32 protein-coding genes are annotated in these 24,989 nt (G+C 54.2%); 25 read left to right on the forward strand and 7 right to left on the reverse strand.

The features are described 5' to 3' along the window. Positions 1 to 4 precede the first annotated feature (4 nt). Positions 5 to 2,236 carry a ferric-rhodotorulic acid/ferric-coprogen receptor FhuE gene (fhuE, locus tag EV681_RS12325; RefSeq protein WP_242612238.1) on the reverse strand — a complete coding sequence of 744 codons (2,232 nt, stop codon included), beginning with the start codon at positions 2,234 to 2,236 and terminating at the stop codon, positions 5 to 7. 386 nt (positions 2,237 to 2,622) lie between these two features. On the opposite strand from fhuE, the gene EV681_RS12330 reads away from it, so the two are divergent. Further along, entirely contained in the window at positions 2,623 to 3,216 is a 594-nt protein-coding gene (locus EV681_RS12330) for a TetR/AcrR family transcriptional regulator (RefSeq protein ID WP_128393188.1), read from the forward strand. Positions 3,217 to 3,254: 38 nt separating this feature from the next. Here the strand turns inward: EV681_RS12330 and EV681_RS12335 are convergent, their stop codons facing one another. Then, on the reverse strand, positions 3,255 to 4,046 hold the full coding sequence (locus EV681_RS12335) for a MipA/OmpV family protein (protein ID WP_130304162.1): 792 nt from the start codon (positions 4,044 to 4,046) through the stop codon (positions 3,255 to 3,257). A 794-nt stretch (positions 4,047 to 4,840) separates the two neighbouring features. On the opposite strand from EV681_RS12335, the gene rplN reads away from it, so the two are divergent. The 18 genes from rplN (at position 4,841) to rplQ (ending at position 13,858) form a co-directional block, all read left to right on the forward strand. Next, the gene (rplN, locus tag EV681_RS12340) at positions 4,841 to 5,209 is read left to right on the forward strand and encodes a 50S ribosomal protein L14 (RefSeq protein ID WP_014752499.1); all 369 of its coding nucleotides are present in this window, start codon (positions 4,841 to 4,843) and stop codon (positions 5,207 to 5,209) included. 11 nt (positions 5,210 to 5,220) lie between these two features. After that, positions 5,221 to 5,550 (forward strand): 50S ribosomal protein L24, encoded by a 330-nt coding sequence (rplX, locus tag EV681_RS12345; RefSeq protein WP_128393186.1) that lies wholly within the window; start codon positions 5,221 to 5,223, stop codon positions 5,548 to 5,550. Positions 5,551 to 5,552: 2 nt separating this feature from the next. Then, positions 5,553 to 6,092 (forward strand): 50S ribosomal protein L5, encoded by a 540-nt coding sequence (rplE, locus tag EV681_RS12350; RefSeq protein ID WP_128393185.1) that lies wholly within the window; start codon positions 5,553 to 5,555, stop codon positions 6,090 to 6,092. A gap of 11 nt (positions 6,093 to 6,103) precedes the next feature. Further along, positions 6,104 to 6,409, forward strand: a complete 306-nt coding sequence (gene rpsN / locus EV681_RS12355) for a 30S ribosomal protein S14 (protein ID WP_014752496.1) — start codon at positions 6,104 to 6,106, stop codon at positions 6,407 to 6,409. Positions 6,410 to 6,420: 11 nt separating this feature from the next. Then, the gene (rpsH, locus tag EV681_RS12360; protein ID WP_128393184.1) at positions 6,421 to 6,816 is read left to right on the forward strand and encodes a 30S ribosomal protein S8; all 396 of its coding nucleotides are present in this window, start codon (positions 6,421 to 6,423) and stop codon (positions 6,814 to 6,816) included. A gap of 10 nt (positions 6,817 to 6,826) precedes the next feature. Then, entirely contained in the window at positions 6,827 to 7,360 is a 534-nt protein-coding gene (rplF, locus tag EV681_RS12365) for a 50S ribosomal protein L6 (RefSeq protein ID WP_128393183.1), read from the forward strand. Between the two features lie 21 nt (positions 7,361 to 7,381). Continuing rightward, complete coding sequence (gene rplR, locus EV681_RS12370) at positions 7,382 to 7,747, forward strand: 50S ribosomal protein L18 (protein WP_014752494.1); 366 nt, start codon at positions 7,382 to 7,384, stop codon at positions 7,745 to 7,747. Between the two features lie 15 nt (positions 7,748 to 7,762). Further along, complete coding sequence (gene rpsE, locus EV681_RS12375; RefSeq protein ID WP_014752493.1) at positions 7,763 to 8,284, forward strand: 30S ribosomal protein S5; 522 nt, start codon at positions 7,763 to 7,765, stop codon at positions 8,282 to 8,284. Between the two features lie 3 nt (positions 8,285 to 8,287). Continuing rightward, positions 8,288 to 8,476, forward strand: coding sequence for a 50S ribosomal protein L30 (rpmD, locus tag EV681_RS12380; protein ID WP_014752492.1), 189 nt, complete (start codon positions 8,288 to 8,290; stop codon positions 8,474 to 8,476). Between the two features lie 23 nt (positions 8,477 to 8,499). Next, the gene (rplO, locus tag EV681_RS12385) at positions 8,500 to 8,943 is read left to right on the forward strand and encodes a 50S ribosomal protein L15 (protein WP_128393182.1); all 444 of its coding nucleotides are present in this window, start codon (positions 8,500 to 8,502) and stop codon (positions 8,941 to 8,943) included. Between the two features lie 11 nt (positions 8,944 to 8,954). Beyond that, positions 8,955 to 10,289: a preprotein translocase subunit SecY gene (gene secY / locus EV681_RS12390; protein ID WP_128393181.1), complete on the forward strand. Its 1,335-nt coding sequence runs from the start codon at positions 8,955 to 8,957 to the stop codon at positions 10,287 to 10,289. A gap of 3 nt (positions 10,290 to 10,292) precedes the next feature. Further along, positions 10,293 to 10,511 (forward strand): translation initiation factor IF-1, encoded by a 219-nt coding sequence (infA, locus tag EV681_RS12395; protein ID WP_014752489.1) that lies wholly within the window; start codon positions 10,293 to 10,295, stop codon positions 10,509 to 10,511. A gap of 25 nt (positions 10,512 to 10,536) precedes the next feature. Continuing rightward, complete coding sequence (gene rpmJ / locus EV681_RS12400; RefSeq protein ID WP_024004065.1) at positions 10,537 to 10,650, forward strand: 50S ribosomal protein L36; 114 nt, start codon at positions 10,537 to 10,539, stop codon at positions 10,648 to 10,650. Between the two features lie 31 nt (positions 10,651 to 10,681). Then, a complete protein-coding gene (gene rpsM, locus EV681_RS12405) occupies positions 10,682 to 11,047 on the forward strand; it encodes a 30S ribosomal protein S13 (protein WP_128393180.1) in 366 nt (121 codons plus the stop codon). A gap of 12 nt (positions 11,048 to 11,059) precedes the next feature. Beyond that, a complete protein-coding gene (rpsK, locus tag EV681_RS12410) occupies positions 11,060 to 11,458 on the forward strand; it encodes a 30S ribosomal protein S11 (RefSeq protein WP_014752486.1) in 399 nt (132 codons plus the stop codon). A gap of 17 nt (positions 11,459 to 11,475) precedes the next feature. Then, positions 11,476 to 12,099 carry a 30S ribosomal protein S4 gene (gene rpsD, locus EV681_RS12415; protein ID WP_014752485.1) on the forward strand — a complete coding sequence of 208 codons (624 nt, stop codon included), beginning with the start codon at positions 11,476 to 11,478 and terminating at the stop codon, positions 12,097 to 12,099. Between the two features lie 133 nt (positions 12,100 to 12,232). Next, positions 12,233 to 13,216 carry a DNA-directed RNA polymerase subunit alpha gene (locus EV681_RS12420; RefSeq protein WP_128393179.1) on the forward strand — a complete coding sequence of 328 codons (984 nt, stop codon included), beginning with the start codon at positions 12,233 to 12,235 and terminating at the stop codon, positions 13,214 to 13,216. A gap of 252 nt (positions 13,217 to 13,468) precedes the next feature. Next, complete coding sequence (gene rplQ / locus EV681_RS12425) at positions 13,469 to 13,858, forward strand: 50S ribosomal protein L17 (protein WP_014752483.1); 390 nt, start codon at positions 13,469 to 13,471, stop codon at positions 13,856 to 13,858. A gap of 220 nt (positions 13,859 to 14,078) precedes the next feature. Here the strand turns inward: rplQ and EV681_RS12430 are convergent, their stop codons facing one another. Beyond that, positions 14,079 to 14,819, reverse strand: a complete 741-nt coding sequence (locus tag EV681_RS12430; protein ID WP_130304163.1) for an SDR family oxidoreductase — start codon at positions 14,817 to 14,819, stop codon at positions 14,079 to 14,081. 126 nt (positions 14,820 to 14,945) lie between these two features. On the opposite strand from EV681_RS12430, the gene EV681_RS12435 reads away from it, so the two are divergent. From EV681_RS12435 to dsbD, 4 genes are all read left to right on the forward strand, one after another. Further along, positions 14,946 to 15,356, forward strand: a complete 411-nt coding sequence (locus EV681_RS12435) for a winged helix-turn-helix transcriptional regulator (protein WP_130304164.1) — start codon at positions 14,946 to 14,948, stop codon at positions 15,354 to 15,356. Between the two features lie 231 nt (positions 15,357 to 15,587). Beyond that, positions 15,588 to 16,832 (forward strand): MFS transporter, encoded by a 1,245-nt coding sequence (locus EV681_RS12440; protein WP_128393176.1) that lies wholly within the window; start codon positions 15,588 to 15,590, stop codon positions 16,830 to 16,832. 25 nt (positions 16,833 to 16,857) lie between these two features. Next, entirely contained in the window at positions 16,858 to 17,181 is a 324-nt protein-coding gene (cutA, locus tag EV681_RS12445; protein WP_128393175.1) for a divalent-cation tolerance protein CutA, read from the forward strand. A 9-nt stretch (positions 17,182 to 17,190) separates the two neighbouring features. After that, positions 17,191 to 19,176: a protein-disulfide reductase DsbD gene (gene dsbD, locus EV681_RS12450; RefSeq protein ID WP_242612239.1), complete on the forward strand. Its 1,986-nt coding sequence runs from the start codon at positions 17,191 to 17,193 to the stop codon at positions 19,174 to 19,176. Positions 19,177 to 19,549: 373 nt separating this feature from the next. Here dsbD and EV681_RS12455 read toward each other — a convergent pair whose 3' ends face one another. Beyond that, the gene (locus tag EV681_RS12455) at positions 19,550 to 20,011 is read right to left on the reverse strand and encodes a hypothetical protein (protein ID WP_130304165.1); all 462 of its coding nucleotides are present in this window, start codon (positions 20,009 to 20,011) and stop codon (positions 19,550 to 19,552) included. Here EV681_RS12455 and EV681_RS12460 point away from each other — a divergent pair. Next, entirely contained in the window at positions 20,010 to 20,558 is a 549-nt protein-coding gene (locus EV681_RS12460) for an MOSC domain-containing protein (protein WP_130304607.1), read from the forward strand. The two genes, EV681_RS12455 and EV681_RS12460, sit on opposite strands and share 2 nt — an antisense overlap. A 71-nt stretch (positions 20,559 to 20,629) precedes the next feature. Here EV681_RS12460 and EV681_RS12465 read toward each other — a convergent pair whose 3' ends face one another. Further along, positions 20,630 to 20,944, reverse strand: a complete 315-nt coding sequence (locus EV681_RS12465) for an antibiotic biosynthesis monooxygenase family protein (protein WP_128393172.1) — start codon at positions 20,942 to 20,944, stop codon at positions 20,630 to 20,632. Positions 20,945 to 21,153: 209 nt separating this feature from the next. Further along, a complete protein-coding gene (locus EV681_RS12470; protein ID WP_130304166.1) occupies positions 21,154 to 22,779 on the reverse strand; it encodes an acyl-CoA synthetase in 1,626 nt (541 codons plus the stop codon). 186 nt (positions 22,780 to 22,965) lie between these two features. Between EV681_RS12470 and EV681_RS12475 the strand changes: the two genes are divergently transcribed. After that, positions 22,966 to 23,673 carry a Crp/Fnr family transcriptional regulator gene (locus tag EV681_RS12475; protein ID WP_130304167.1) on the forward strand — a complete coding sequence of 236 codons (708 nt, stop codon included), beginning with the start codon at positions 22,966 to 22,968 and terminating at the stop codon, positions 23,671 to 23,673. Positions 23,674 to 23,815: 142 nt separating this feature from the next. Here the strand turns inward: EV681_RS12475 and rfbB are convergent, their stop codons facing one another. Then, positions 23,816 to 24,901 (reverse strand): dTDP-glucose 4,6-dehydratase, encoded by a 1,086-nt coding sequence (gene rfbB, locus EV681_RS12480; RefSeq protein WP_207227062.1) that lies wholly within the window; start codon positions 24,899 to 24,901, stop codon positions 23,816 to 23,818. Positions 24,902 to 24,989: the final 88 nt, after the last annotated feature.

Here is a 24,989-nt window from a genome sequence, read left to right on the forward strand (position 1 = left end):
ATTTTTAGTATTTGTAATTTAGCGTTGCCATAAAGTTGCGCCCTTCGCCCCACGCGCCCTGACTGTAGAAGCCAACTTGCTGATAATATTTTTTGTTCAAAATATTGTTCAGATTCAACTGCACCGACACCCGATCATTGACCTGATAGCGGGCCATTAAATCGACCAGGGCATAGGATCCCTGCGAGACCCGTTCCTGGCCGTCAGGGCCATTGGCCTTCGCATACAGCTTGCTTTGCCAATTGACGCCGCCGCCTACGGTCAGGCCGTGGAGCATGCCAGATAACCGATAGGTCGTAAACAATTTGAATAATGTTCTTGGCTGATTGGTCTGGATTGCGTTTCGCTCTGCATCATGCGCAGTCCAGTGGGTAAGGCCGGCAGCCAGGTTCCATCCCTCCAGTGGCTCGCCCGAAATTTCCAGGTCGTAGCCCCGGCTGCGCGTTCCTTTTGCTGCATAATAGGCTTGGTTCACTGTGCCAGGAATCAGGTAGCCCACGTCGGTCTGAGCCAGGTTGTCCTGGTCAATCTGAAACAGCGCTGCGCTTGCATTCAGTCGCCCCTCCAGAAAACTGCCTTTGATGCCCACTTCATAGGCTTCGCCTTCCAGCGGATCCAGCCAGCGTCCATCCCGATCCTGGTAGTCCTGGGGATTGAAAATGCTGGTATAGCTCACGTAGGCAGTCAGATTGTCATTCAGATCATAAAGAATACCTGCGTATGGCGTAAAGGCGGATTTGCTGAATTTGTACGGAGACGTTCCCTTTTGGTCCGTCTTCCATTCGCTATAGCGACCACCCAGGATCACCTTGAGCGAGTCAGTCAGGTTCACACGGGCAGCGGCGTAGAGCCCGGTCTGCCGGGTCCTGCCATCCAGCGAGACCGATTCCTCTGCCCATTGCGGCTGCGCATACGACCCGTCCCACTCAAGGAAGTTGCCTATGGGGGCGACATTCATGGGCGAGCGCCCGTGAAACAGCTCTTTTTGTCGGCTGTGACTGGCGCCGAAAACAAGCTCATGCTGGCGCCCGAACAGCTCGATAGGCCCGGACACTTTGATATCTGCGCTCTTTTGCGTGCGGTCGCCGTAATAACGAGCCGGGCTGGCAGCCATTCCCAGCCCGGTCTCCCGGTCGGGCCAGCCGCTGGTGAACAACAGCTTTTCATCGGATTCGTTTTTGCTGTAATTGAGCAGCGCATCCACCCGCCAGCCATTGTCGAACTCATGCTCAAGATTCAAAAATGCGCCCTGCGTTGTGCTGGCCCATTTACTCCAGTCCGTGCCGATATTCAGTCCGCGATCCCAGTCTGTACGGCTGCCGTCCGCATACCATAGGGGGAAACCACCCCATGCACTTGCTTTGGGCGCATTGTCCTGGTAGTGATAGCCCAGGCGCAGCACCGTGCTATCGGTCAGATCCGCTTCGATGGTCCCGTAGAAAATCGATTTGCGTGTGCTGTAGCGGTCCAGATAGGAGTGACCCTGCTGGTGCGCGCCCACGATGCGGCCACGGACGCGGCCGTCTGCCGTCAAGGGCGTCTGCAAATCTGCGGATGCCCGGTAAGTATCGTGGGAACCGGCGCCCAGGGAAAGGTCGGCCGCAAACTGCCTGCTGGTCGCGCGCTTGCGTACGAAATTGACGGCCGCAGAGGGGTTGCCGGCTCCGGTCATCAACCCCGTAGCGCCTCGCACCACCTCAATACGGTCATAAATGATTGGATCAATGGCCGATTCGCCAGCCGCCCATCCAGTGCCGCCTGTCACGGCAGTCGGAATGCCGTCATACAAGTAGGTATCGATGGAAAAGCCGCGTGAATTGAAACTGTAGCGCTCGGTGTCGTAATTCTGGACTGAGATACCGGGCGTACTTGCCAGTACATCTTTTACAGACTGCATAGTCTGGTCCTCAATGCGCTGGCGGGTAACCACGGTCACGGACTGCGGTGTCTCGCGCAGAGACAGCGACAAACCGGTACTGGCGCGGGTTGCACGAGGCGTGTATGAGCGCGTGCCTTCGGTAGTTACATCTTCTGCGGCGCGGGCGGCAATAGCCTGCAGCGTGGTGACTGGCGCTGCAGCGTCGCTGTTGTCGGACGCGCTTGCCGGAACCTGTGCAAATGAAGCGCTATACATTGTCATCGTCAGCGTGCCTAGCACCAATTGAGTCAGACGCGAGATGGGTAAAGCGTTATCGCGCTGACGAGTAACCGGGCAAGGACCCAAATGCTGGCGCATGACATATTCTCCTGGATTGTTTTAGTATTTCAAATGATTACGAGACGTTGAATTGTAATGTAAATGATTCGCATTTCAACTGTGAGGTTGAAATTATGCTCATAAACCGTTTAGCCACGGGAGAAAATTGCATGAAAATGTTGTTTTAATGATGTCTACGGCTGGGTAGGCATTGACTAGAGCGTGTGACAAGGCAAGCCGGTTTCCAGCAGCGAATTACGGAAGTTGTCTGAGGAAAATGAATTGATTTACGCAAAAATCGGTTTGATTTCACCGCTCATGGCACTATTGCATGTAGGCATCCAATGCCATAATAAGATACGTGATATTCTCTTAAATAGTGATAACAAAATGCTAATCCGACTTCGACGGGTACCCCAGAAAATATGGCCATAGCGAAATCTGTAAAAACACGGCGGCGTGGTGCCAGGCTTGAGCAGGCTATTATTGAGGTAGCCTGGGACAGGCTGGTTGAGCATGGGTACACGTCTCTGACCATGGAAATGGTTGCCAGCGCAGCCCACACCAGTCGCTCGGTGCTTGCGCGGCGCTGGAACAGTAAAGCAGCCCTGGTGCTGGCGGCCATTGAATACCAGCTTTCCAGGCATCCGCCGCAAGTACGCGATCAGGGCGATGTGCGCGCTGAGCTGCTGGAGTATTTGCAGCGTCTTGGCCAATTTGCGCCCATCTTCGCAACGATTAATGCCTTGCTGTCGAACGACATGTTTCGCAAGGCCTTTGCGACGCCGGAAGAGGTCAGGCGGGCGCTGAGTGCGGGCAGGACGGATAATCTGAGTGTGATTCTGGACCGTGCTGTGGCACGCGACGAAATCGATCCGGACAAGTTGATTCCGCCCGTCAAGACTGTTGTCCGGGATCTGTTGCGCCACCATGTCATGATGCACCGGGTCGCGCCGTCCGAACAATTGTGCGCCGCCTGGGTCGATTCAATTTTTCTTCCGCTGGTGCGACGCCCCTGAGCCTGAGCTCGAGGCCATTGGCCTGCATTGCCCGGTCACTAGAAGCGATAGGCAACACCAAGGGCGCCCACTGCCTGCGATTTGCGCCGGACCAGCGGGCTGTCAGCCGCGTTCCCCATGAGCCGGCTGACACCGGCAGCGCCGGTGATGCTCCATGTCTTGGTCAGGTCATAACTGAAGCCAAGCCGCAGGGAAACATCCTTGAATCCGGCAGACGGCCGGTATTCGGACAAGCCGGAGCGAGCCGCCTGCTGCGCATTGATGCCGAAATAACTGTCCATATACTTGGCGTTGGCCCAATTGAGCGACACACTGGGGATGACTTTAAATCGTTCCGATATTGAATACGGATAAGAGACGCGTGCATTCGCAATGAGTCCGCGCTCGCTTTTGCTGATTGCCTGCGTTGCCGACACCGTGAAGATCGCTCCCCAGGCGCTCGTTGATACAAAAATACGTGCGCCCAGGGCATTGGACAGCTTGCCGATGCCCTCAGGCGCGTCGCTTTTGCTATATCCCTCCATCATGTTCACGCCAGCTCCGATAGTCAGTTGCGCAGACTGCCAGATATTCAAGCCCAGACCATCGCCCGAGCGGGCAAAAAAACGCCCGTACTGGGCGTCCACCACGGGAAAGGGCTGCAGCCGATATTCATCGGCGCCTTCATAGCGCGGGGCTATGGCTGCGCCCAGGCCGAGTTTCAGATGATCGCCATCTGCGGCGTGAGCGGCCGCGGCTGTCAGGCTCAATAGAGCCAATAGGAGTCGGGACGGGATAGTCGGGGGTAAAAGGGCTTGTGCAGATCGAGGGGTTGAAACGGCATGCTTCATGCTGGCTCCAGAGGAAGGAACTTCGGTTTAAGGTTCGTGAAAGAATCTTAAAGACAATCCCTGGGCTTGTCAAAGTACGTCAATGTATCTTATTTTTGAATGAAAAAGATGCCGGACGGCGCATTGGCCGGGGCTGGAGGGAGTCTGCTATGTTGCGGGAAATGCGCTGTATCTATATATAGATCGCCGTTGGCTTCAGAGGTCGGGAGGTGGTGGTGATCTGATGGCGGCCGATTGGCGGCGACACTTGGACGGCTGCGCGAAGGCAGTACATTGAAGATCCTACAGAGGAACGCTACAGAGGAACGCTATCGAGGTAACCCTACAAAAGGGCAGGCGAGCCTGGGCGGGCCGTCGTCAATGATGGCGCGCCGGTTTTCGTTGACGCTATGGTCGATTAAACCTGTCACATTCCTTTTTGCCGCGCTCGCAGGCCCTTCTGCCAAAAAAGTTGTTGTTTTTCAAGTAGTAATTGGTCTTTTTAAGGTGTTTTGCACTTGCATCTGGTATGCAGATAGGATATATTAGAGGACTTCGTTCGTTTACGGGCGAGGAAACTATTTAAACAGATTTCAACCCAGGGTGGCGCACGCAAACTAACGGGCGCGGCCTGACGGGACCAAAACTGGTTATATGAATAGCATCTGGTGCTTGCTGGCCTGCCTGACGTGCTTGATTTACCCTGGTGTTTATCACAGGTAAATCGAAAACGAAGTGGGTCGAAATACCAGAAATGGCAAACGGGCTGTCGGGAGACCGGCAGTGTATGTAACTAAGTTGGAACAGGAATAATCATGATCCAAATGCAAAGCACGCTAGACGTGGCTGATAACACCGGTGCGCGCCGTATTATGTGCATCAAGGTGTTGGGCGGCTCAAAGCGCCGTTACGCAGCCATCGGTGACATCATTAAAGTGACTGTCAAGGATGCAGCTCCGCGCGGACGCGTCAAAAAAGGCGAAATCTATAACGCGGTCGTTGTACGTACCGCCAAGGGCGTTCGTCGTAAAGACGGTTCGCTGATTCGTTTTGGTGGAAACGCAGCTGTACTGCTGAACGCCAAACTTGAACCTATCGGTACACGTATTTTCGGGCCTGTTACGCGTGAACTGCGTACCGAGCGCTTCATGAAAATCGTGTCACTGGCACCTGAAGTGCTGTAAGGGGCAGATAGATGGAAAACATTCGTAAAGGTGACGAGGTTATCGTCCTTACCGGTCGTGATAAAAAGCGCCGCGGTGTCGTATTGGCCCGTGTTGACGCTAATTACGTCCTGGTTGAAGGCGTGAACGTTGTCAAAAAACACACTAAACCTAATCCGATGAGCAACAATCCCGGCGGCATCATTGATAAAACAATGCCTATTCACGTTTCTAACGTGGCATTGTTCAATCCTGCAACGGGCAAGGGCGATCGTGTAGGCGTCAAAGAAGTCGATGGACGTAACGTCCGTATTTACCGTTCTAACGGCGAAGTCGTTGGCGCGAAAGCGAAAGGGGCGTAATCATGGCTCGTTTGCAAGACTTATACAACAGCAAGATTGCTGGCGAAATGAAGAAACAGTTCGGTTACGAAAGTGACATGGAAGTGCCTCGCATTACCAAGATCACACTGAACATGGGCGTTTCTGAAGCCGTTGCTGACAAAAAAGTGATCGAACACGCTGTTTCAGACCTGACAAAAATTGCCGGTCAGAAACCCGTGGTGACTAAAACCAAAAAGGCGATTGCCGGTTTTAAAATCCGTGAAAACTATCCTATCGGCTGCATGGTGACATTGCGCGGTCAGCGTATGTACGAGTTTCTGGATCGTCTGGTTACGATCGCATTGCCTCGTGTGCGCGACTTCCGTGGTATCTCCGGTCGCGCGTTCGATGGTCGTGGTAACTACAACGTTGGGGTGAAAGAGCAAATCATTTTCCCTGAAATTGAATACGACAAAATCGACGCACTGCGTGGCCTGAATATCAGTATCACAACGACAGCTAAGACAGACGAAGAAGCCAAAGCGCTGCTAACAGCCTTCAGCTTCCCGTTTCGTAACTAAGGGGCGATGACGTGGCAAAACTTTCACTCATCAATCGCGATATCAAACGCGCCAAACTGGTTGAGAAATTCGCAGCCAAACGTGCAGCACTGACAGCGATCATTAACGACACATCGAAATCCGACGAAGAGCGCTACGACGCACGTTTGAAATTACAGCAATTACCGCGTAATGCAAACCCAACTCGTATGCGTAACCGTTGCGTTATCACCGGACGCCCACGTGGCGTGTTCAGCAAATTTGGTTTGACCCGTCACAAACTGCGCGAGATGGCAATGCGCGGAGAAGTGCCCGGTATGACCAAGGCTAGCTGGTAGGAGAATAAATTATGAGCATGAGCGATCCAATCGCCGATATGCTGACGCGTATCCGTAACGCGCAGCAAGTCGAGAAAGTCTCGGTATCGATGCCCTCCTCTAAGCTGAAAGTGGCTATTGCCACCGTGCTGAAAGAAGAAGGTTATATCGAGAGCTTTGAAATCAAAGGTGAAAAAGCCAAGCCCGAGCTTGAAATTTCACTGAAATACTACGCGGGACGTCCCGTGATCGAACGCATTGACCGCGTATCACGTCCTGGACTGCGCATCTACAAAGGCCGTGCTGCCATCCCTCAGGTGATGAACGGTCTGGGCGTAGCCATCGTCTCCACTTCACGTGGCGTCATGACAGACCGCAAGGCCCGTCATGAAGGCGTGGGCGGCGAAGTTCTGTGTTACGTGGCATAAGGAGAAGAATATGTCACGTATAGCAAAATATCCTGTTGAAGTCCCTAAAGGTGTTGAAGTTAGCATCACGGACAGCAACATTCATGTTAAAGGCCCTTTGGGTGAACTGAACCAGCAATTGGGCGGCGAAGTCGCTCTCAAGCTGGACGACGGCAAAATCTCTTTTACCGTGGCTGATGATTCACGCCATGCAAAAGAAATGTCCGGCACTCTGCGCGCCCTGGTAAACAATATGGTTACCGGCGTCAGCAAGGGTTTCGAACGTCGTCTGAATCTGGTTGGCGTGGGTTACCGTGCCCAGGTTCAGGGAGATTCACTCAAGCTTCAACTTGGTTTCTCGCATGACATCGTGCACCCGCTGCCAAAAAGCGTGAAAGCCGAATGCCCCACTCAGACCGAAATCGTTCTGAAGAGCTTCGACAAACAGGCTGTTGGCCAGGTTGCCGCGAAAGTCCGCGCCTATCGTCCACCAGAGCCCTACAAAGGCAAAGGTGTTCGTTATGCTGACGAACGCGTCATCATCAAAGAAACCAAGAAGAAATAATAGCGCAGGCAAGGATATATCATGGACAAAAAATTATCCCGTTTGCGTCGTGCAGTGGCGACTCGCCGGAAAATTGCAGAGCTCGGTACATACCGTCTGGCAGTTCACCGTTCGAATCTTCACATTTACGCAAACGTTATTTCGCCGGAAGGCGACAAGGTGTTGTTAACCGCTTCTACGCTCGAGCCAGAAGTCCGCAAGGAACTGGCCGAAGGCAAGAAAAATGGTGGCAACGTTGAGGCAGCCGTCATCGTTGGAAAACGGGTTGCCGAGAAAGCCAAGGCAGCGGGTATCGAGTCTGTAGCATTCGACCGTGCCGGTTTCCGTTACCATGGCCGCGTCAAGGCGCTGGCCGAAGCCGCGCGTGAAGCCGGCCTCAAGATCTAATCGAGGAATTGTCAAATGGCAAAAGCACAAGGCAAGAACGCCCCTGAGCAAGAACGCGATGACGGTTTTCGCGAGAAGATGATTGCGGTCAACCGTGTGACCAAGGTAGTTAAAGGTGGTCGCACAATGAGCTTCGCAGCCCTGACAGTAGTCGGTGATGGCGATGGCCGCATCGGTATGGGTAAAGGTAAAGCACGTGAGGTGCCCGTCGCAGTTCAGAAAGCAATGGAACAGGCCCGTCGTGGCATGGTTCGTATAGCTCTGAAAGAGGGTACCCTGCATCATACCGTCGTGGGTAAACATGGCGCATCTACCGTTTTGATTTCACCGGCTGCCGAAGGTACCGGAGTGATCGCCGGCGGTCCAATGCGCGCCATCTTCGAAGTGATGGGTGTACGCAACGTGGTTGCCAAGAGCCTGGGCTCAAGCAATCCGTACAACCTGGTACGCGCAACATTGAACGGTCTGAACGCCTGCCTGACACCTTCCGAGGTGGCAGCCAAGCGCGGCAAATCGGTCGAAGAGATTCTGGGGTAAATGATGGCACAGAAGAAGCAAATTAAAGTCACGCTTGTTCGGTCCGTTATCGGCACCAAACAAAGTCACCGCGATACAGTTCGCGGGTTGGGTTTGGGTAAAGTAAACAGCAGCCGTGTGCTGGTGGATACACCGGAAGTTCGCGGGATGATTCGCACAGTCGATTATCTCGTGTCCGTTTCGGAAGCCTGAAGCCTTATCGTAAAGGAATAGAGATGTCCGAAATGCAACTCAACTCATTGTCCCCCGCTGAAGGCAGCAAGCATGCCCGGCGCCGTGTTGGTCGCGGCATTGGTTCAGGCTTCGGTAAAACAGCCGGTCGTGGACACAAAGGTCAGAAATCACGCTCAGGCGGCTTTCATAAAGTCGGCTTCGAGGGTGGTCAGATGCCCCTGCAACGTCGTTTGCCAAAACGTGGCTTTACACCTTTGGGTCAGCACCTGTACGCAGAAGTACGTTTGTCTGAACTGCAGAAGGTAACTGGCGACGAAATCGATGTTCAGGTGCTCAAGCAGCAAGGTTTTATTGGTCAGCAAGTACGTTATGTGAAAGTCATCAAGTCTGGTGATCTTTCCCGTAAAGTATCCCTCAAAGGGCTGACAGCAACAGCCGGTGCCCGCGCAGCGATCGAAGCCGCTGGTGGTTCATTCGCTGAGTAAAAGGGGTCAAAGTGGCTAAAGCACAGGCAGCAGGAAAAGCAGGTAGCGGTAAGAAATACGGCGACCTCAGGCAGCGTCTTGTGTTCCTGATTCTCGCGCTGATCGTGTATCGGCTGGGTACGCATATTCCGGTGCCGGGTATTAATCCCGATGCCATGCGCCAGCTGTTCAATTCGCAATCGGGCGGGATTCTGGGCCTCTTTAACATGTTCTCGGGCGGCGCGCTGTCGCGCTTCTCGGTATTTGCTCTGGGTATCATGCCGTATATTTCGGCATCGATTATCATGCAGCTGGTCAGCTCCGTCGTGCCTTCTCTTGAGGCAATCAAGAAAGAAGGCGAGGCTGGTCGTCGCAAGATAACCCAATACACACGCTACGGCACGGTGTTGCTCGCGCTGGTGCAATCCTTTGGTATTGCTGCCACGCTGCAGGCTCAGCCGGATCTGGTCAATGCACCGGGGCCCATGTTTGTCTTTACGACAGTGGTCACCCTGGTAACCGGAACCATGTTCGTGATGTGGCTTGGAGAGCAAATTACCGAGCGCGGTCTTGGCAATGGTATTTCAATCCTGATTTTTGCAGGTATTGTGGCCGGCCTGCCAACCGCTCTGGCAAGCATGTTCGAGCTGGTCAGTCAGAATCAGATCGGAACGGTGTCCGCACTGTTTATTCTGGTCCTGGTGGTTGCGATTACTGCATTGGTGGTGTTTGTTGAGCGTGGTCAACGCCGGATTACGGTGAACTACGCCAAGCGTCAAGTCGGCAACAAGGTTTATGGCGGTCAGAGTTCGCATCTGCCCCTGAAGCTGAATATGGCAGGTGTGATTCCTCCCATCTTCGCTTCGTCCATCATCCTGTTTCCGGCGACCATTGCCAGCTGGTTTTCGCAGTCAAGTAACATGCGCTGGTTAAGCGACACTGCAGCGGCGCTGCAGCCTGGTCAACCCCTGTATGTGACAGTATTCACCGCTTTGGTTGTGTTCTTCTGCTTTTTCTATACCGCGCTGGTATTTAACAGCCGGGAAACTGCAGACAATCTGAAGAAAAGCGGCGCATTTGTTCCGGGTATTCGTCCGGGGCTGCAGACATCAAAATATATCGACAAAATTTTGATGCGCCTGACACTGATCGGTGCCATTTACATCACTCTGGTGTGCCTGGTTCCCGAGTTTCTCCGGATGCAGTGGCAGAATGTACCGTTTTATTTTGGCGGCACCTCGCTGTTGATTATCGTGGTGGTAACAATGGATTTCATGGCGCAGGTACAGGCCTATATGATGTCCCACCAGTATGATTCGCTGCTCAAGAAGACAAGTTTTAAGGGTTCGAGCTTACCTATGAGATAGATCATGGCCAAGGATGACGTCATACAAATGCAGGGTGAGGTTGTCGAGAACCTCCCGAACGCAACATTTCGTGTAAAGCTCGAAAACGGACATGTGGTTCTTGGCCACATTTCCGGCAAGATGCGAATGCACTATATTCGGATTCTTCCGGGTGACAAGGTAACCGTGGAACTCACGCCCTATGACCTTTCACGTGCAAGAATCGTCTTCCGCTCTAAATAAGCGGAAACAAAACTAGGAGTCAACCATGAAGGTAATGGCATCGGTAAAAAAGATCTGCCGTCATTGCAAGATCATTAAACGACACGGAGTTGTACGAGTAATTTGTACAGATCCACGTCACAAGCAGCGTCAGGGTTAATCCTGGCGCATCGATTTAACGAGGAACAGACATGGCCCGTATAGCTGGCATTAACATTCCGCCGCATCAGCATGCTGAAATCGGTCTGACCGCTATTTTTGGCATCGGACGCACTCGCTCTCGCAAAATTTGCGAAACAGCCGGTGTGGCCTTTGACAAGAAAGTGAAAGATCTGACAGATGCAGAACTCGAGAAAATCCGTGAACAGATTGGTCAGTTCACAGTCGAGGGTGATTTGCGTCGTGAAGTACAACTTTCGATTAAACGTCTGATTGACCTGGGTACCTACCGTGGTCTGCGTCATAAACGTGGTCTGCCCGTTCGCGGTCAGCGCACACGTACAAACGCACGTACACGCAAGGGCCCACGTCGTTCAGCACAATCACTGAAGAAATAATCGGGGTAGATTATGGCGAAAGCTTCTGGCGGCGCTGCACGCGCACGCAAAAAAATTAGAAAGGTTGTATCGGACGGTATTGCACACGTTCATGCATCTTTCAACAACACAATCATCACAATTACTGACCGTCAAGGCAATGCCTTGTCATGGGCGACGTCGGGTGGCGCGGGCTTTAAAGGCTCACGTAAATCGACGCCTTTTGCAGCGCAGGTTGCAGCCGAGTCAGCGGGCCGTGTAGCATTGGAATATGGTATCAAAACACTGGAAGTACGTATCAAGGGCCCTGGTCCTGGTCGTGAATCTTCAGTGCGTGCATTGAATGCACTGGGTATCAAAATTTCCAGTATCTCAGACATCACGCCAGTCCCGCATAACGGTTGCCGCCCTCCTAAACGCCGTCGTATTTAATTTAGCAAGGGAAAATAATGGCACGATATACTGGACCAAAATGCAAACTTTCGCGTCGCGAAGGCATTGATCTGTTCCTGAAGAGCGCACGTCGTTCACTCGACTCCAAATGCAAGCTTGACTCCAAACCCGGTCAGCACGGCCGCACCTCTGGTGCCCGTACGTCCGACTACGGCCTGCAACTGCGTGAAAAGCAAAAACTGAAACGTATGTACGGTGTGCTTGAAAAGCAATTCCGTAAATACTTCGCTGAAGCTGAGCGTCGCCGTGGCAACACTGGCGAGACCCTGATTCAGTTGCTCGAATCACGTCTGGACAACGTTGTATACCGTATGGGTTACGGTTCAACACGTGCAGAAGCCCGTCAACTGGTTGCCCATGGTGCAATCGAGCTGAACGGTCACAAAGCAGACATTCCATCAATGCTGGTCAGCAGCGGTGATGTTGTTTCTGTTCGTGAAAAGTCCAAAACACAGGCTCGTATCAAAGAGTCTATGGATCTGGCATCCGGCAACGGTCTGCCACAGTGGGTTGAAGTAGACACCAGCAAACTGACTGGTACCTTCAAACAGGCGCCGGATCGCGCTGATGTCGCTCGTGATATCAACGAATCCATGATCGTCGAGCTGTACTCACGTTAATGCATCAAGAAAAACAGGGAACCAATACGGTTTCCTGTTTTTTGCAGTTTCAGATTTTATCCAAGTAGTATTTATCTTATCCATCAGCCTTATCGGTGTAACGAGCCGAGGGTATTGAAAAGGACACAGAGTTATGTCTCAAGGTTTTTTGAAACCCCGTTCCATTGAAGTCACACCGGTTACCGAGAACCACGCTAAAGTGGTTATGGAACCGTTTGAACGTGGTTATGGCCACACGCTGGGTAACGCGCTGCGTCGCATTTTGCTGTCTTCCATGACAGGTTTTGCGCCTACAGAAGTGCAGATTACAGGTGTGGTTCATGAGTACTCTACGCTGACAGGCGTGCGTGAAGATGTCGTTGACATCGTTCTGAACCTGAAGGGCATTGTATTCAAACTGAACAATCGTGAAGAAGTGACCGTTACGCTGCGCAAATCAGGCTCCGGCCCGGTATTGGCCAGCGATATCGATCTGCCTCACGACGTAGAAATTATCAATCCGAATCACGTGATTGCGACGCTGACAGACAACGGCAAGCTCGAAATGCAAATCAAGATCGAGCAGGGTCGTGGTTATGTAGCTGGCAATATGCGCGCACTGACCGACGAGCGTTCGCACACCATCGGCCGTATCCAGATGGACGCCTCTTTCAGCCCCGTGCGCCGCGTCAGCTATGCTGTCGAAAGCGCCCGTGTTGAACAGCGTACCGACCTGGACAAGCTGATTCTGGATATTGAAACAAACGGCGTGATTTCTCCTGAAGAAGCCGTGCGTCAGTCTGCCCGTATCCTGATGGACCAGATTTCCGTATTTGCAGCCCTGGAAGGCGCCAGCGATACATTCGAAACACCGGTCCGCGGCGTACCGCAAATTGATCCGGTCCTGCTGCGTCCTGTTGACGATCTCGAACTGACCGTTCGTTCGGCCAACTGCCTCAAAGCAGAAAACATCTATTACATTGGTGATCTGATCCAGCGTACTGAAAACGAGCTGCTCAAAACACCGAACCTGGGCCGTAAATCTTTGAATGAAATCAAGGAAGTACTGGCTGCACGTGGCCTGACCCTGGGCATGAAGCTGGAAAGCTGGCCGCCACTGGGTCTTGAGCGTCCTTAAGGTTCAATAGTGTTGGCAGCAGGCCTCAAAGCCTGCCGCCAGCATGAGCCCTGGCTCATATTTGCTGTAAAATTGCAGGTTCCCGCAAGGGGCCAAAAGAACCGGATAGTTTCGGGTATTTCATATATGATCTCCTGATTCTGTTCCTATACCAACCGGACCGCCAGTTATGACAGCCGTCATAACAGGATAGAAGAACCGGTCAAACAGACGGCATAAGCTGTCTTTAACTTAGATTCAAAGGAAATTATTATGCGTCACCGTAGTGGTCTACGTAAGCTGAACCGTACCAGCAGCCATCGCCTGGCGATGTTTCGCAACATGTCTGTATCTCTGATTCAGCACGAAGCGATCAAAACAACATTGCCAAAAGCCAAAGAGCTGCGCCGTGTCATCGAGCCCCTTATCACCCTGGCCAAAGAGCCGACCCTGGCTAACAAACGCCTGGCATTCGCCCGTCTGCGCGACCGCGATGCTGTGGTTAAACTGTTTGCCGAAATCGGTCCTCGCTATAAAGAGCGTAACGGTGGTTACACCCGCGTTCTGAAAATGGGCTTCCGTCAAGGCGATAACGCACCAATGGCATTCATGGAACTGGTTGACCGTCCTGAAGTTGCCGACGAAGTGGTTGACGCCGAGTAAGGCTGACATCCGATAGTCGACAGCCGGTGTGTATGCACCGGCGGGCGTCGCAGTATTTCTTTGCCAGTGCGGATATACTGCTCTGGCGGCAAAAGGCACCTGTTTAGGCAGGTGCCTTTTGCTTTTATACAGCCTGTGACTCAGACATCATTTATATCAACGGCCTCTGATCGCGCTTTGCCGTTTGGAGGCAACGTTTCGTATCTGTCCGTTTTACCGTTTAAAGGCCGACGACACCTCCATCGACGATAATTTCACTGCCTCGCATATATTGCGATTCATCCGATAGCAGAAAAATAACGGCATTGGCTATTTCCGCAGGTGTTCCGATGCGCCCTGCAGGCACGATGGACGTCAAATGCTGCATGAAGTTCGGGTTGCCGGCTTTGAGCTGTTCCACGGCAGGTGTCTCGGTCGGCCCCGGCGAGACACTGTTCACGCGTATGCCCTGCTCGATAAATTCACGAGACAGGGTGCGCGCCAGCGAAAGCAGGGCCGCCTTGCTTGCCGCATAAGCTGAGCTGTCCGGAAATCCAATATGGGCGGACACCGATCCGCAAAGCACCACAGAGCTCGGATTTTCCAACAAGGGAACGAGGGTCTGCAATAAAAAGAATGGTCCTTTGAGGTTGGTGTCCATAAGCCGGTCATAGTCTTGTTGCTGCCACCGGGATAGCGGCATGTGCGTGACATCGGCAGCACACAGAAAAGCGGCGTCCAGGCTTCCCCAGTGGTGGGCGATGCGCTCGCTGACAACTGATAGGGCATTGATGTCTGATATGTCCGACTGCACAGTCAGAATAGCCCCGTTCGATTCTTCGGCCACCTGATCCAGCGTATGCTGGCGACGGCCGGTGACCATCACACTGGCGCCTTCCCGCAGGGCGTGGCGCGCGGCGGCCAGCCCGATACCTGAAGTGCCGCCTGTGATCAAAATCCGTTTGTTCGTTAATCTGTTCATTTTCACGTTCCGGTTTCAATTGCCAGTGGCCAGTGTAATTGGCTGGGTATACTATAGATAGTAGGTACCAAAAGGTTACTAATGGACAAAAATAATACGCTTGCGTCACTATCAGGCTTGGCACAGATGAAAAAAAATGTTTCCGTTCCCGCTCGTAGCAATCTATGTCCGGTCGCACGGTTTGGCGAAATACTTGCCGGCAAATGGGCAACTCCGGTGATTTATCGCTTGATATTGGCTGACGGACCAGTGCGCTTTAACACCTTGCAGCGGACATTGCGACCCATCTCGCAAAAGGAGCTCAGTCGGCACCTGCGACACTTCGAAGCGCTGGGCATGGTCACGCGGCAGGTGTATGCAGAAGTTCCGCCGCGTGTAGAGTACCTTGTGACCGATTTTGGTCGGACCTTGCGAGAGCCCATAGAGGCGCTCGCGCACTGGGCCGAACAATATTTTCCCGTGTCAGGACAGGTGCATGCAGCCACGCCGGACCAACAGCATGCCCTAGTGGCTGCTGCCCAAGGCGACCGGGCTTAGTTGATATCTTTGCCGTGCGTGCAACAGAGCGCAATCGGCTACCGGCCATGCACGCCATGGTTCCGGGCGGAATTCGCATAGATATGCCGCAGTGGGGGCAGCCCTTTGCTGATGCCGCATTGGGCACTTTTTATTACGGCTGCATTTTTTCAGATTCATGACAGTCGCACCCGCGCTACAATAAGGCCTGCAAAAATTCCCCCCTTCTTTTCCCCCCAACAGGAACGAACAATGCGTGCTTCGTCTGTGTCAGGTCTTGCTGCGCCCGCAGAACGTGACTACCAAAAAAATGCAAGAAAAGCCATCTGGGCTTCATCAATCGGTTATGCCCTGGACGGATTTGATCTGTTGATCCTGGGCTTTATTTTGTCGGCCGTCAGTGCGGGCCTGGGCCTGACCAGCACCGAAGCGGGCTCGCTGGTAACCTGGACCCTGGTGGGCGCGGTGATCGGTGGCGTCGGCTTTGGCCTGCTTAGCGATATCTACGGCCGGGTCCGGGTGCTGACCTGGACTATCCTCCTGTTTGCGATCTTCACGGGAATGTGCGCCCTGGCGCAGGGCTATTGGGACCTGCTGGTGTATCGCACTATCGCCGGGCTGGGGCTGGGTGGTGAATTTGGCATTGGTATGGCGCTGGCCACTGAAGCCTGTCGTCCTTCGCAGCGTGCCCGGGTGTCTTCGTATGTCGGCCTCGGCTGGCAGGCCGGTGTACTGGCTGCAGCGCTGCTGACGCCGCTATTGCTGCCCATTATCGGCTGGCGCGGCATGTTCGCCGTTGGCGTGTTGCCGGCCATTGTTTCGTTTTTTGTGCGCTCCTACATTGGTGAGCCCGAACACTTTGTCAAATCCGCCCCGGTAGCGAAGTCATTTACGTTTGCGCCACTACGATTGTTGGTAGCCGATGCGGAAACCGTAAGACGCAGCATCGGGGTGATTATCCTGTGCTCGGTGCAAAACTTCGGTTATTACGGCCTGATGATCTGGATGCCTTCGTACCTGTCCACCCAGTTCGGCTATTCGCTCACCAAATCAGCCAGTTGGACGGCCATGACCGTGCTGGGCATGAGCCTGGGCATCTGGCTGTTCGGGCAACTGGCAGATCGCATTGGCCGTCGCCCCAGTTTTCTGCTCTATCAGGTCGGCGCCGTTGTCATGGTTTACGTCTATTCCCAGCTCACGACCCCCACCGCGCTATTGTGGGGTGGGGCGCTGATGGGCGTTTTTGTCAATGGTATGATTGGCGGGTACGGGGCGCTGATTTCGGAGCTATATCCCCGGGCAGCCAGAGCCACCGCGCAAAATGTGCTGTTCAATATCGGCCGGGCCATCGGCGGTTTCGGACCGGTGGTGGTCGGTGCGCTGGCGGCAGCGTATTCCTTTGAAGTGGCCCTGGCGTTGCTGGCGTCCCTTTATATACTGGACATTATCGCGACCCTGTTCCTGATTCCTGAACGCAAGGGGATGGAACTGGAGTAATTTCACCTACTCAGGAGTGTTTCCAATGACAACTGACTGCGTGGTCATGTACACCACCGTTCCCGATACGCTGCTGGCAAAACGCATCGCGCATCTGCTGGTAGAAGAGCATCTGGCTGCCTGTGTGAACTTAAGCCCTGCCGGTCTGTCTATTTATTTATGGGAAGAGAACGTCGAAGGGACCGAGGAAATCACCCTTACCATCAAGACCTCCAGCCGGGCCAGTCTGCGCTGCCAGGAGCGAATTGTGCAGTTGCACCCCTACGACGTTCCTGAAATTATTATTTTGCCCGTCATTGGCGGGCATGTGCCGTATCTGGACTGGGTGCGGGCGCAAACATCGGTATAGAGAGGTCGCGTGTTCACGTCGTCGGATTTGAAGGGCCGCATTATGTGGCTGTTGGGGCTTATGGCCATGCTGTTGCTGCTGGCAGCCCCTGCTGTTCATGCGGAAGAAGAGTTTCTTGATCCGGAGCAGGCCTTTGTCTTTTCTGCGCAAATGCAGACGCCATCCGAGTTGCGCATAGATTATCGCATCGCGCCCAAATACTATATGTATCGTGAGCGCTTCGAATTTCATATTAAAGATGATGCGGACAAATCCCAGGTCGCGGCCCTGCTGGGCGCACCGGTGCTTCCCAAGGGGGAGGTAAAGTACGACCCGACCTTCGACAAAAACATGGAGGTCTATCATAACCAGGTAAGTATTCGTCTGCCACTGCTCAAGCAGACAACGCCCCGCACTGTGCAGGTGGTAGGGCAGGGGTGCGCCGATGCCGGCCTGTGCTATCCCCCGATCACCTATGATATCGTCCTGGAGCCCGCGCCCGGCGGCGGCATGAGTATTACCGGCGGCACGCCTGGCGTCAAAAAAGGGAGTGCGCCGGCTGGTGCAGTCAGCACGCCACTGGTAGACAATAACGCGTCTGGCTCGGAGCAAAGCGCAGATCAGGCCGGGCAGCAGGCCTCTGGCCCTGCCTCTACGGCGGTTTCTGCAGATTCCGGTAATGCCTCGCTGTTTGATGCCGGCGATACCACTATTGCCCAATGGCTGTCAGAGGCGGGCCTGGCGCGCATACTGCTGATCTGTTTCGCGCTGGGCGTGGTGCTTTCGTTTACGCCCTGCGTCTTGCCCATGCTGCCTATCTTGTTGTCGGTTATTGTGGGAGACCAGAAGGCGCGCGGGGGTGTCCCATCCAAAGGGCGCGGTTTTGCGCTCACGCTCATGTACGTGCTGGGCACGGCCATTGTGTACACGTTGCTGGGCATTGCGGCCGCCTCTGTCGGTTCCGTGCTGGCAGCCTGGATCCAGAACCCCTGGGTGCTCTCGGCGTTCGCGGTGGTGCTCATTATTCTTGCCATTGGCATGTTCGGCGCTTTTACCATACAGGTGCCGGTATCGCTGCAAACCTCACTGAACAGCAAAGTATCGCGGATGCCCGGCGGGCGCTATGGTGGCGCTTTCGGCATGGGCATGCTGTCGGCGCTTATTTGTGGCCCCTGCGTGGCCGCGCCGCTAGCCGGTATTCTGCTGTTCATCTCCCAGACCGGCAACCTGGTGCTGGGTGGCCTGGCGCTGTTTGTGCTGGCCTGGGGGCAGGGCTTCTCGCTGCTGATCCTTGGCGCCACTTCCGGTGCGCTCATGCCCAAGGCGGGCCCCTGGATGGAAGCGATCAAGTATTTCTGCGGCTTGTTGCTTCTGGCAACGGCGCTGTGGATGCTGATGCCCGTTTTGCCCCTGTGGGCTCAAATGCTGGGCTGGGCGTTTCTGAGTATGTGTCTGGCGGTGCTGCTGGGCGCCTTCCGCAGTGACACCGGTCCTGTCGCCAGCGCCGGCCCGTTGCGGCTTATATTGCGTGCGCTTGGCCTGCTGGCTGCCGCGTGGGCATTGCTGTTGCTGGTGGGCCTGGCAACTGGCAGCCGGGATCCGCTCGCGCCCCTCAAAGGGATCGCACAGGTAAACGGAGCCGCGCAATCGAGCGTTGCCAAAGTGCAGTTCGAAAGGGTGCGGTCGCTGGCAGAGCTCGAGGCACGCATTGCGGCGGCCGGTAAACCTGTCATGTTGGACTTTTACGCCGATTGGTGCATTTCCTGTCACGAAATGGAAAAATTCACCTTTTCCGATAGCCGGGTGGCCAGTGCCATGAGCGCCATACTTGTATTGCAGGCCGATGTAACCGGCAACAATGAACAGGATCGCGAACTGCTCAAGCGCTTTCGCCTGTTCGGCCCGCCGGGCATTATCTTCTTTGACCGCAATGGCCAGGAAATGAAGGACAACCGTGTGGTCGGTTTCCAGAAGGCGGACAAATTTCTGGAAAAATTGCAGCTGGCGCAGCGCTAACGATGCAGCGGTGGTCATCCTTTTGTTGACCAGGCTGTGTGGGCAAAAGGTCATGGCCCAAACGGGACTGCCGGCCGGTTGAGCGTGGGATGTCAGAGGGAAATAAAGGGGATGCGACCCGCATGGGTCTGTTCCGATAATGAACACAGTCTTTGACAGTGATCTTCCCCGACAGATTGGCGGGCCGCGCGCAGCGGCGCTTGCCGTCAAAGCCTGAAGTCTGCTATCGCCGGTTGCAGCGATGGCCCTGCCGTTTCTTTCAGTAAGCGACAGTCATGCCCTGGCAAGTGACCGGTTGCGGGAGAAGACGCTAATGATATTGCTATCCGGGTGTGACAACACGCCGGATGTGGATGCAGCAAGAGGAGAGGATTCAGTCCAGATCGAGCCAGCTGCGGTTCTTTTCCGAAAGACCGATGCCAGCCCATTTATTTCCCAGTTCGATCACCAGGAGACTGTCGTTGGTATCAAGGGCAGGCAGCAAAAGCTCGCGTACCTGTGTGACCCCCAGATTGGTCGCCACGATATAGCTCGAATCGTAGCAATGCCAGCGGCTGGGGAAATGTTCATCTATGAGCTGTTTTAACTTGGTAAATCGGGTACCCAGTAGACGGCGGTCATACGTGATCAGCACTTTCATCTCATTTCCCCTGACTATGAAAAACCATTCCCGATATAGTAATACAAATCCGCGACAATGGGCCAGATAGTTGCGGCGCAGGGCTGACGGCTCAGGGATTGCCCGGGTTGTTGTCCGCGCATATGTTGCTGTACACAGAGTTGAAATACCAGCGCCATATAATAAAAAAATCATCGCGGAAATTTCAATGACCATGTCAACTTGCGGACGCGTGCTGTCCGTGGCCAAAGACGATACACATCGCTTTTCCAAAATCCCCACATCAGAAATATGCATTGTGGCTGGCCTTGGCGTCCAGGGCGATGCGCATGCAGGCGTAACCGTCAAGCATCGCTCCAGGGTCGCTGTAGATCCGACGCAGCCGAACTTGCGACAAGTTCATCTGATGCACGCCGAACTCTTTGAGGAGCTCCAAGGCAAAGGCTTTAATGTGGGGCCTGCTGACCTGGGCGAAAACATCACCACTGAGGGCGTTGATCTGCTGTCTTTACCCAGGGACACCTTGCTCAGGATTGGAGACGATGCCCTTTTGCAGGTAACGGGCCTTCGTAATCCTTGCGCGCAAATAGACCGGTTCCAGATGGGTCTGCTCAAGGCGGTGTTGCTGCGTCAGCCCAATAGGGATTTGATCCGCAAAGCCGGTATTATGACGATTGTGATAGCGGGGGGAACGGTTCGCGCAGGAGACCCGATTCATGTTCAGTATCCCATGCCTCCCTACCTGCCGCTGGAGCGGGTGTAGGAACACAGCGTTTTCCAGTGTCGCTTGCCTTTGAAAAGCAGCTTGGTCGGTAGGCCTACTGTCGGTTTTGCTTAGCCGGAAATGATGCCCAGGCGCTCGTCACCGTAAATGTCTTTTACCTGGGCAATCACGACTTTATACCCGTTTAGCCATTTGGCCTGGGCGGCTTTTGCCTGGCGATGTACGGGATCATGAATGAGTTTTTCCAGCGCCTGCAGCGACGCCCAGTAATACACGTTGGACACCAGGCCGGTAGCAGGATTCTCCCAAGTCTCCTCACCTAAATAACCATCTATATTGCGTGCTATTTCAGCAATGGTTTTGTCCAGGCTGTAAAACTCGTCGTCAAACTGTTTCTTTGCGAAAATAAAGGTAGATGAATACATTGTTGTATTGGCGATGCCCGTGAAGTTCGTGCACGAATTCTATCATTCCGGAACCGCTGCGAGAGGCTGGCTGCGTGTTCCAGCCATGGCAGTTGAAGCAGCATGGCTGACAGGGCCATTGCCACAGGCACGCGAGGCCGGGTCGATAGCGTCTGCGCTTTTGCGCGGGCTAACTGGCACATCGACTTCTACCTGGGTGCCCATAGCGCTTAATTGCCGACCGATTCCACCTTCTTGCGCAGTTCAAATTTTTGAATCTTTCCGGTAGACGTCTTTGGCAGTGGTCCAAAACGGATCACTTTTGGCACTTTGAAACCGGCCAGCAGCAAGCGGCAATGATTGATTATTTCCTGCTCTGTGACATTGACATCGGGCTTGAGTTCTACGTACGCGCAGGGTGTTTCTCCCCACTTGGGGTCGGGCATCGCGACCACCGCTGCAGCAGCCACTGCCGGGTGACGGTATAGCGCGTCTTCAACTTCAATGCTGGATATATTCTCGCCGCCCGATATAATAATATCCTTGCTGCGATCTTTGATGCGCACGTATCCATCGGCTGTGAGTACACCCAGGTCGCCCGTGTGAAACCAGCCGTCGCGAAACGCTTCACGGGTAGCGCTTTCATTTTTCAGGTAGCCCTTCATACAGATGTTGCCGCGGAACATGATTTCGCCAATCTGGGCCGCGTCAGGCGCTACCGGCTCCATGGTGTCCGGATTACGCACAGATAGCCCTGCCTGCAAGTGATATCGCACACCTTGTCGTGCCATATGCGTTGCCCGGCTATCGTCGTCCAGTTCGTCCCACGCCTGCTGGTACGCACACACTGCCGCAGGTCCGTAGACCTCGGTCAGACCATAGGCATGGGTCAGATCGAAACCCATCTCTCGCATTTTTGCAATCACCGCCGGAGCGGGCGATGCGCCGGCCACCATGGTGTGGACCTTGTGATCAATGCCTTCGCGCATTTGTACCGGGGCATTGGCCAGCGCACTTTGTACTATTGGTGCGCCGCAATAGTGGGTGACTCCCTCCTGGCGGATCAAATCGAACACCGTTTCGGGGTCGAATTTGCGCAGGCAGACGTTGACCCCGGCGCGCGCCGCCACTGTCCATGCAAAACACCAGCCATTGCAGTGAAACAAGGGCAGCGTCCACAGGTAGACCGGGTGTTTGGGCATGTCCCATTCAAGAATATTGCTGATGGCGTTCATATAAGCACCGCGATGGTGATAGACCACTCCCTTGGGATCGCCTGTCGTGCCGGACGTATAATTTAACGCAATGGCATCCCACTCATCAGCTGGCGGCAGCCAGTTGTAAACTGGGCTGGCTGCTGCCAGGAAATCTTCGTAGTCTACAGCGCCGGCGATGGTTCCTGATGTGCTCTCCAGATCGTGCACGAAGATCACCTGCAGGCTCGGAAACCTGGCCAGGGCATTTTCTGCGACGGTCCGGTATTCGGTGTCGATGATCAGAATTTTAGCCTCGCCATGTTCCAGCATGAAAAGAATGCTTGATTCATCCAGGCGTGTATTCAATGTGTTCAGTACCGCCCCTGTCATGGGCACACCAAAATGCGCTTCGATCATGGCGGGAATATTGGGCAACATGACGGCAACGGTGTCGCCGCGCTGCACACCAGCATGTGCGAGTGCGCTGGCAAGCCGTTGTACGCGCTCATAAGTCTGGCCCCAGTTCCTGCGCACGTCGCCGTGTACGATCGCCAGCCGGTCTGGATACACCTGGGCTGCGCGCGCGATGAAATCGATGGGCGTCAGCGCCTCGTAATTGGCATCATTGCGACCCAGGCCATGGTCAAAGATACTGCTCATTATTCTGTCTCCTGAAAAGCGCGCGCCTTGTTCTTTCAGATAAGAGGTTTGAACATTGGTGATAACCTATAGCGCGCATCAGATTAATCTGGTTTAGTGTAGAAGCTGATTAAACAAGGAATCTGTCACCTGGGTGACAGTTAAGCATATGCGTCATATCTTCGCTAGATATGTTCAGGATATATCATGAATGATACTGCTATCCATAATGAGAAGAAATTGCTCGAATTGTTCAGTTTTTATTCCTGGTTTCAGGCACTGGACAAGGATCATCGGCGGCTGGTTATTGCCACCTCCAGAGCCGAATCTGTCCCGCATGACGCATGGCTGGCGCGCCGGGGCGAGCCGTCCGATCACTGGTTTGGCGTACACAACGGGCTGCTCAAGCTTGCCATCTACGACGAGTCCGGCAAAAGCTGTACTTTTTCCGGCGTCCCGCCGGGAGGCTGGTTTGGTGAAGGCAGTGTCATCAAACGCGAGCGGCGTAAATATGATGTGGTGGCCATCCAGCCGTCACTGGTGTTGTACGTGCCGGCGGAAACCTTCGAAACGTTGTTGTCAAGCAGCCTGTCATTTTCGCATTTTGTGATTGGCCAGTTGAACGAGCGCATGGGCGAGTTCATCGCCTCGATCCAGAACCAGCGTCTGCTGCGCGCAGATGCGCGCGTGGCGCAATCACTGGCGCAATTGTTCAATCCAAAACTGTATCCTTCAACCGATTTGGCATTAGATATATCACAGGAAGAATTGGGCTATTTGACGGGGTTGTCACGCCAGCGCGTTAACCGCGCTTTGCAGACCTTGCAGCAGCATAAAATATTAATTCAGGCTTACAGCAAAATTCGGATTCTGGATTTGGAGCAATTGCGTTTATACGGCCTGGCTCCGGTGTGATTCGTATCGCTGCGGGCGCGTGACGGCCGGGTAATCTTTATTGATTGTCAAAAGGCGCTCACCGTGTCGTACAGAACGGCGCATGTTTGCGCCGGGTAACTGATTTGTGCAGATCAAAACGGTGAGATCGACTCCTGCAAATTTATGCCAATTGTGATGCGGCCGAGCGCCACCACGGTTCATTGTCCAGGAACCAGTCAACCGTTTTGGCGATGCCGGCGTCAAACGGCTCGCTTGCTACAAAGCCCAGTTGCTGTTCAATTTTTGTCGGATCCATGGCGTAGCGCCGGTCATGTCCAGGGCGGTCCTGCACGTAGCGGATCAGCGATGCGCTATTGCCCGCCCGCGCTGCCGTTGCCTGTGCAAACTGCTGCCGCAACGGCGGTCGCGTCGCAAAGGCGTGGTCCATGATCTGACATAATTTGTGGATGAGCTGCAAGTTGGTCAGCTCGCAACGAGCGCCGACATTCCAGGTGTCGCCCGTCTGGTCTTGCGTCAGGATCGCCTCGATCGCGCGCACGTGATCCAGTACGTAAAGCCAGTCACGGACCTGCAGGCCATCACCAAAAACCGGAATGGGCCTATTGTGCAGGATGTTCGTCAGCGTCAGTGGGATAAGCTTTTCGGGGTAGTGATAGGGCCCGTAATTGTTCGAACATCGGCTGAGGGTGGTGGCCAGGCCGTAAGTCTGGTGGTAGGCCCGCACCAGATGGTCAGCGGCGGCCTTGCTGGCCGAGTACGGTGAATTCGGTGCATAGGGCGTGTCTTCGGTGAACGCAGGCTGGTCGGCCGCCAGGCTGCCGAAAACTTCGTCGGTACTGACGTGATGAAAGCGGTGTGGCAGGGCGGCTTTTTTGTGCAGCGCTGGCACCTCTATCCATACCTGGCGTGCCGCTTTGAGCAGGCTGTGGGTGCCGGTGATATTGGTCTGGATAAATGTGTCGGGCCCCTGGATGGATCGATCCACATGGCTTTCGGCCGCAAAATGTACGATGGTATCGACGCGGTGTTGTTGCAGCAATGCGATTACTTTGTCCGTATTGCAGATATTGCCGTGTACAAATGTGAAGTTGGCGTGGCATTCAAGCCCGGCAAGGCTGCTGCGGTTGCCCGCGTAGGTCAGCGCATCCAGCACCACCAGCGTATCGTCTGGATGCTGTCTGAGCCAGTAATGAACAAAGTTGGCGCCGATAAATCCGGCGCCACCGGTAACAAGCAAAGATGCCATCGCGTTCGGGACCGTCATGTGAAAGTTGCAATGGCTCATGATAACAGGACGGGTGTAAACAGCGAAGTCTGTCCAGGGCGATGGTGAT

Source organism: Advenella incenata (assembly GCF_004217095.1).
GTDB classification, from domain to species: Bacteria; Pseudomonadota; Gammaproteobacteria; order Burkholderiales; family Burkholderiaceae_B; genus Advenella; species Advenella incenata.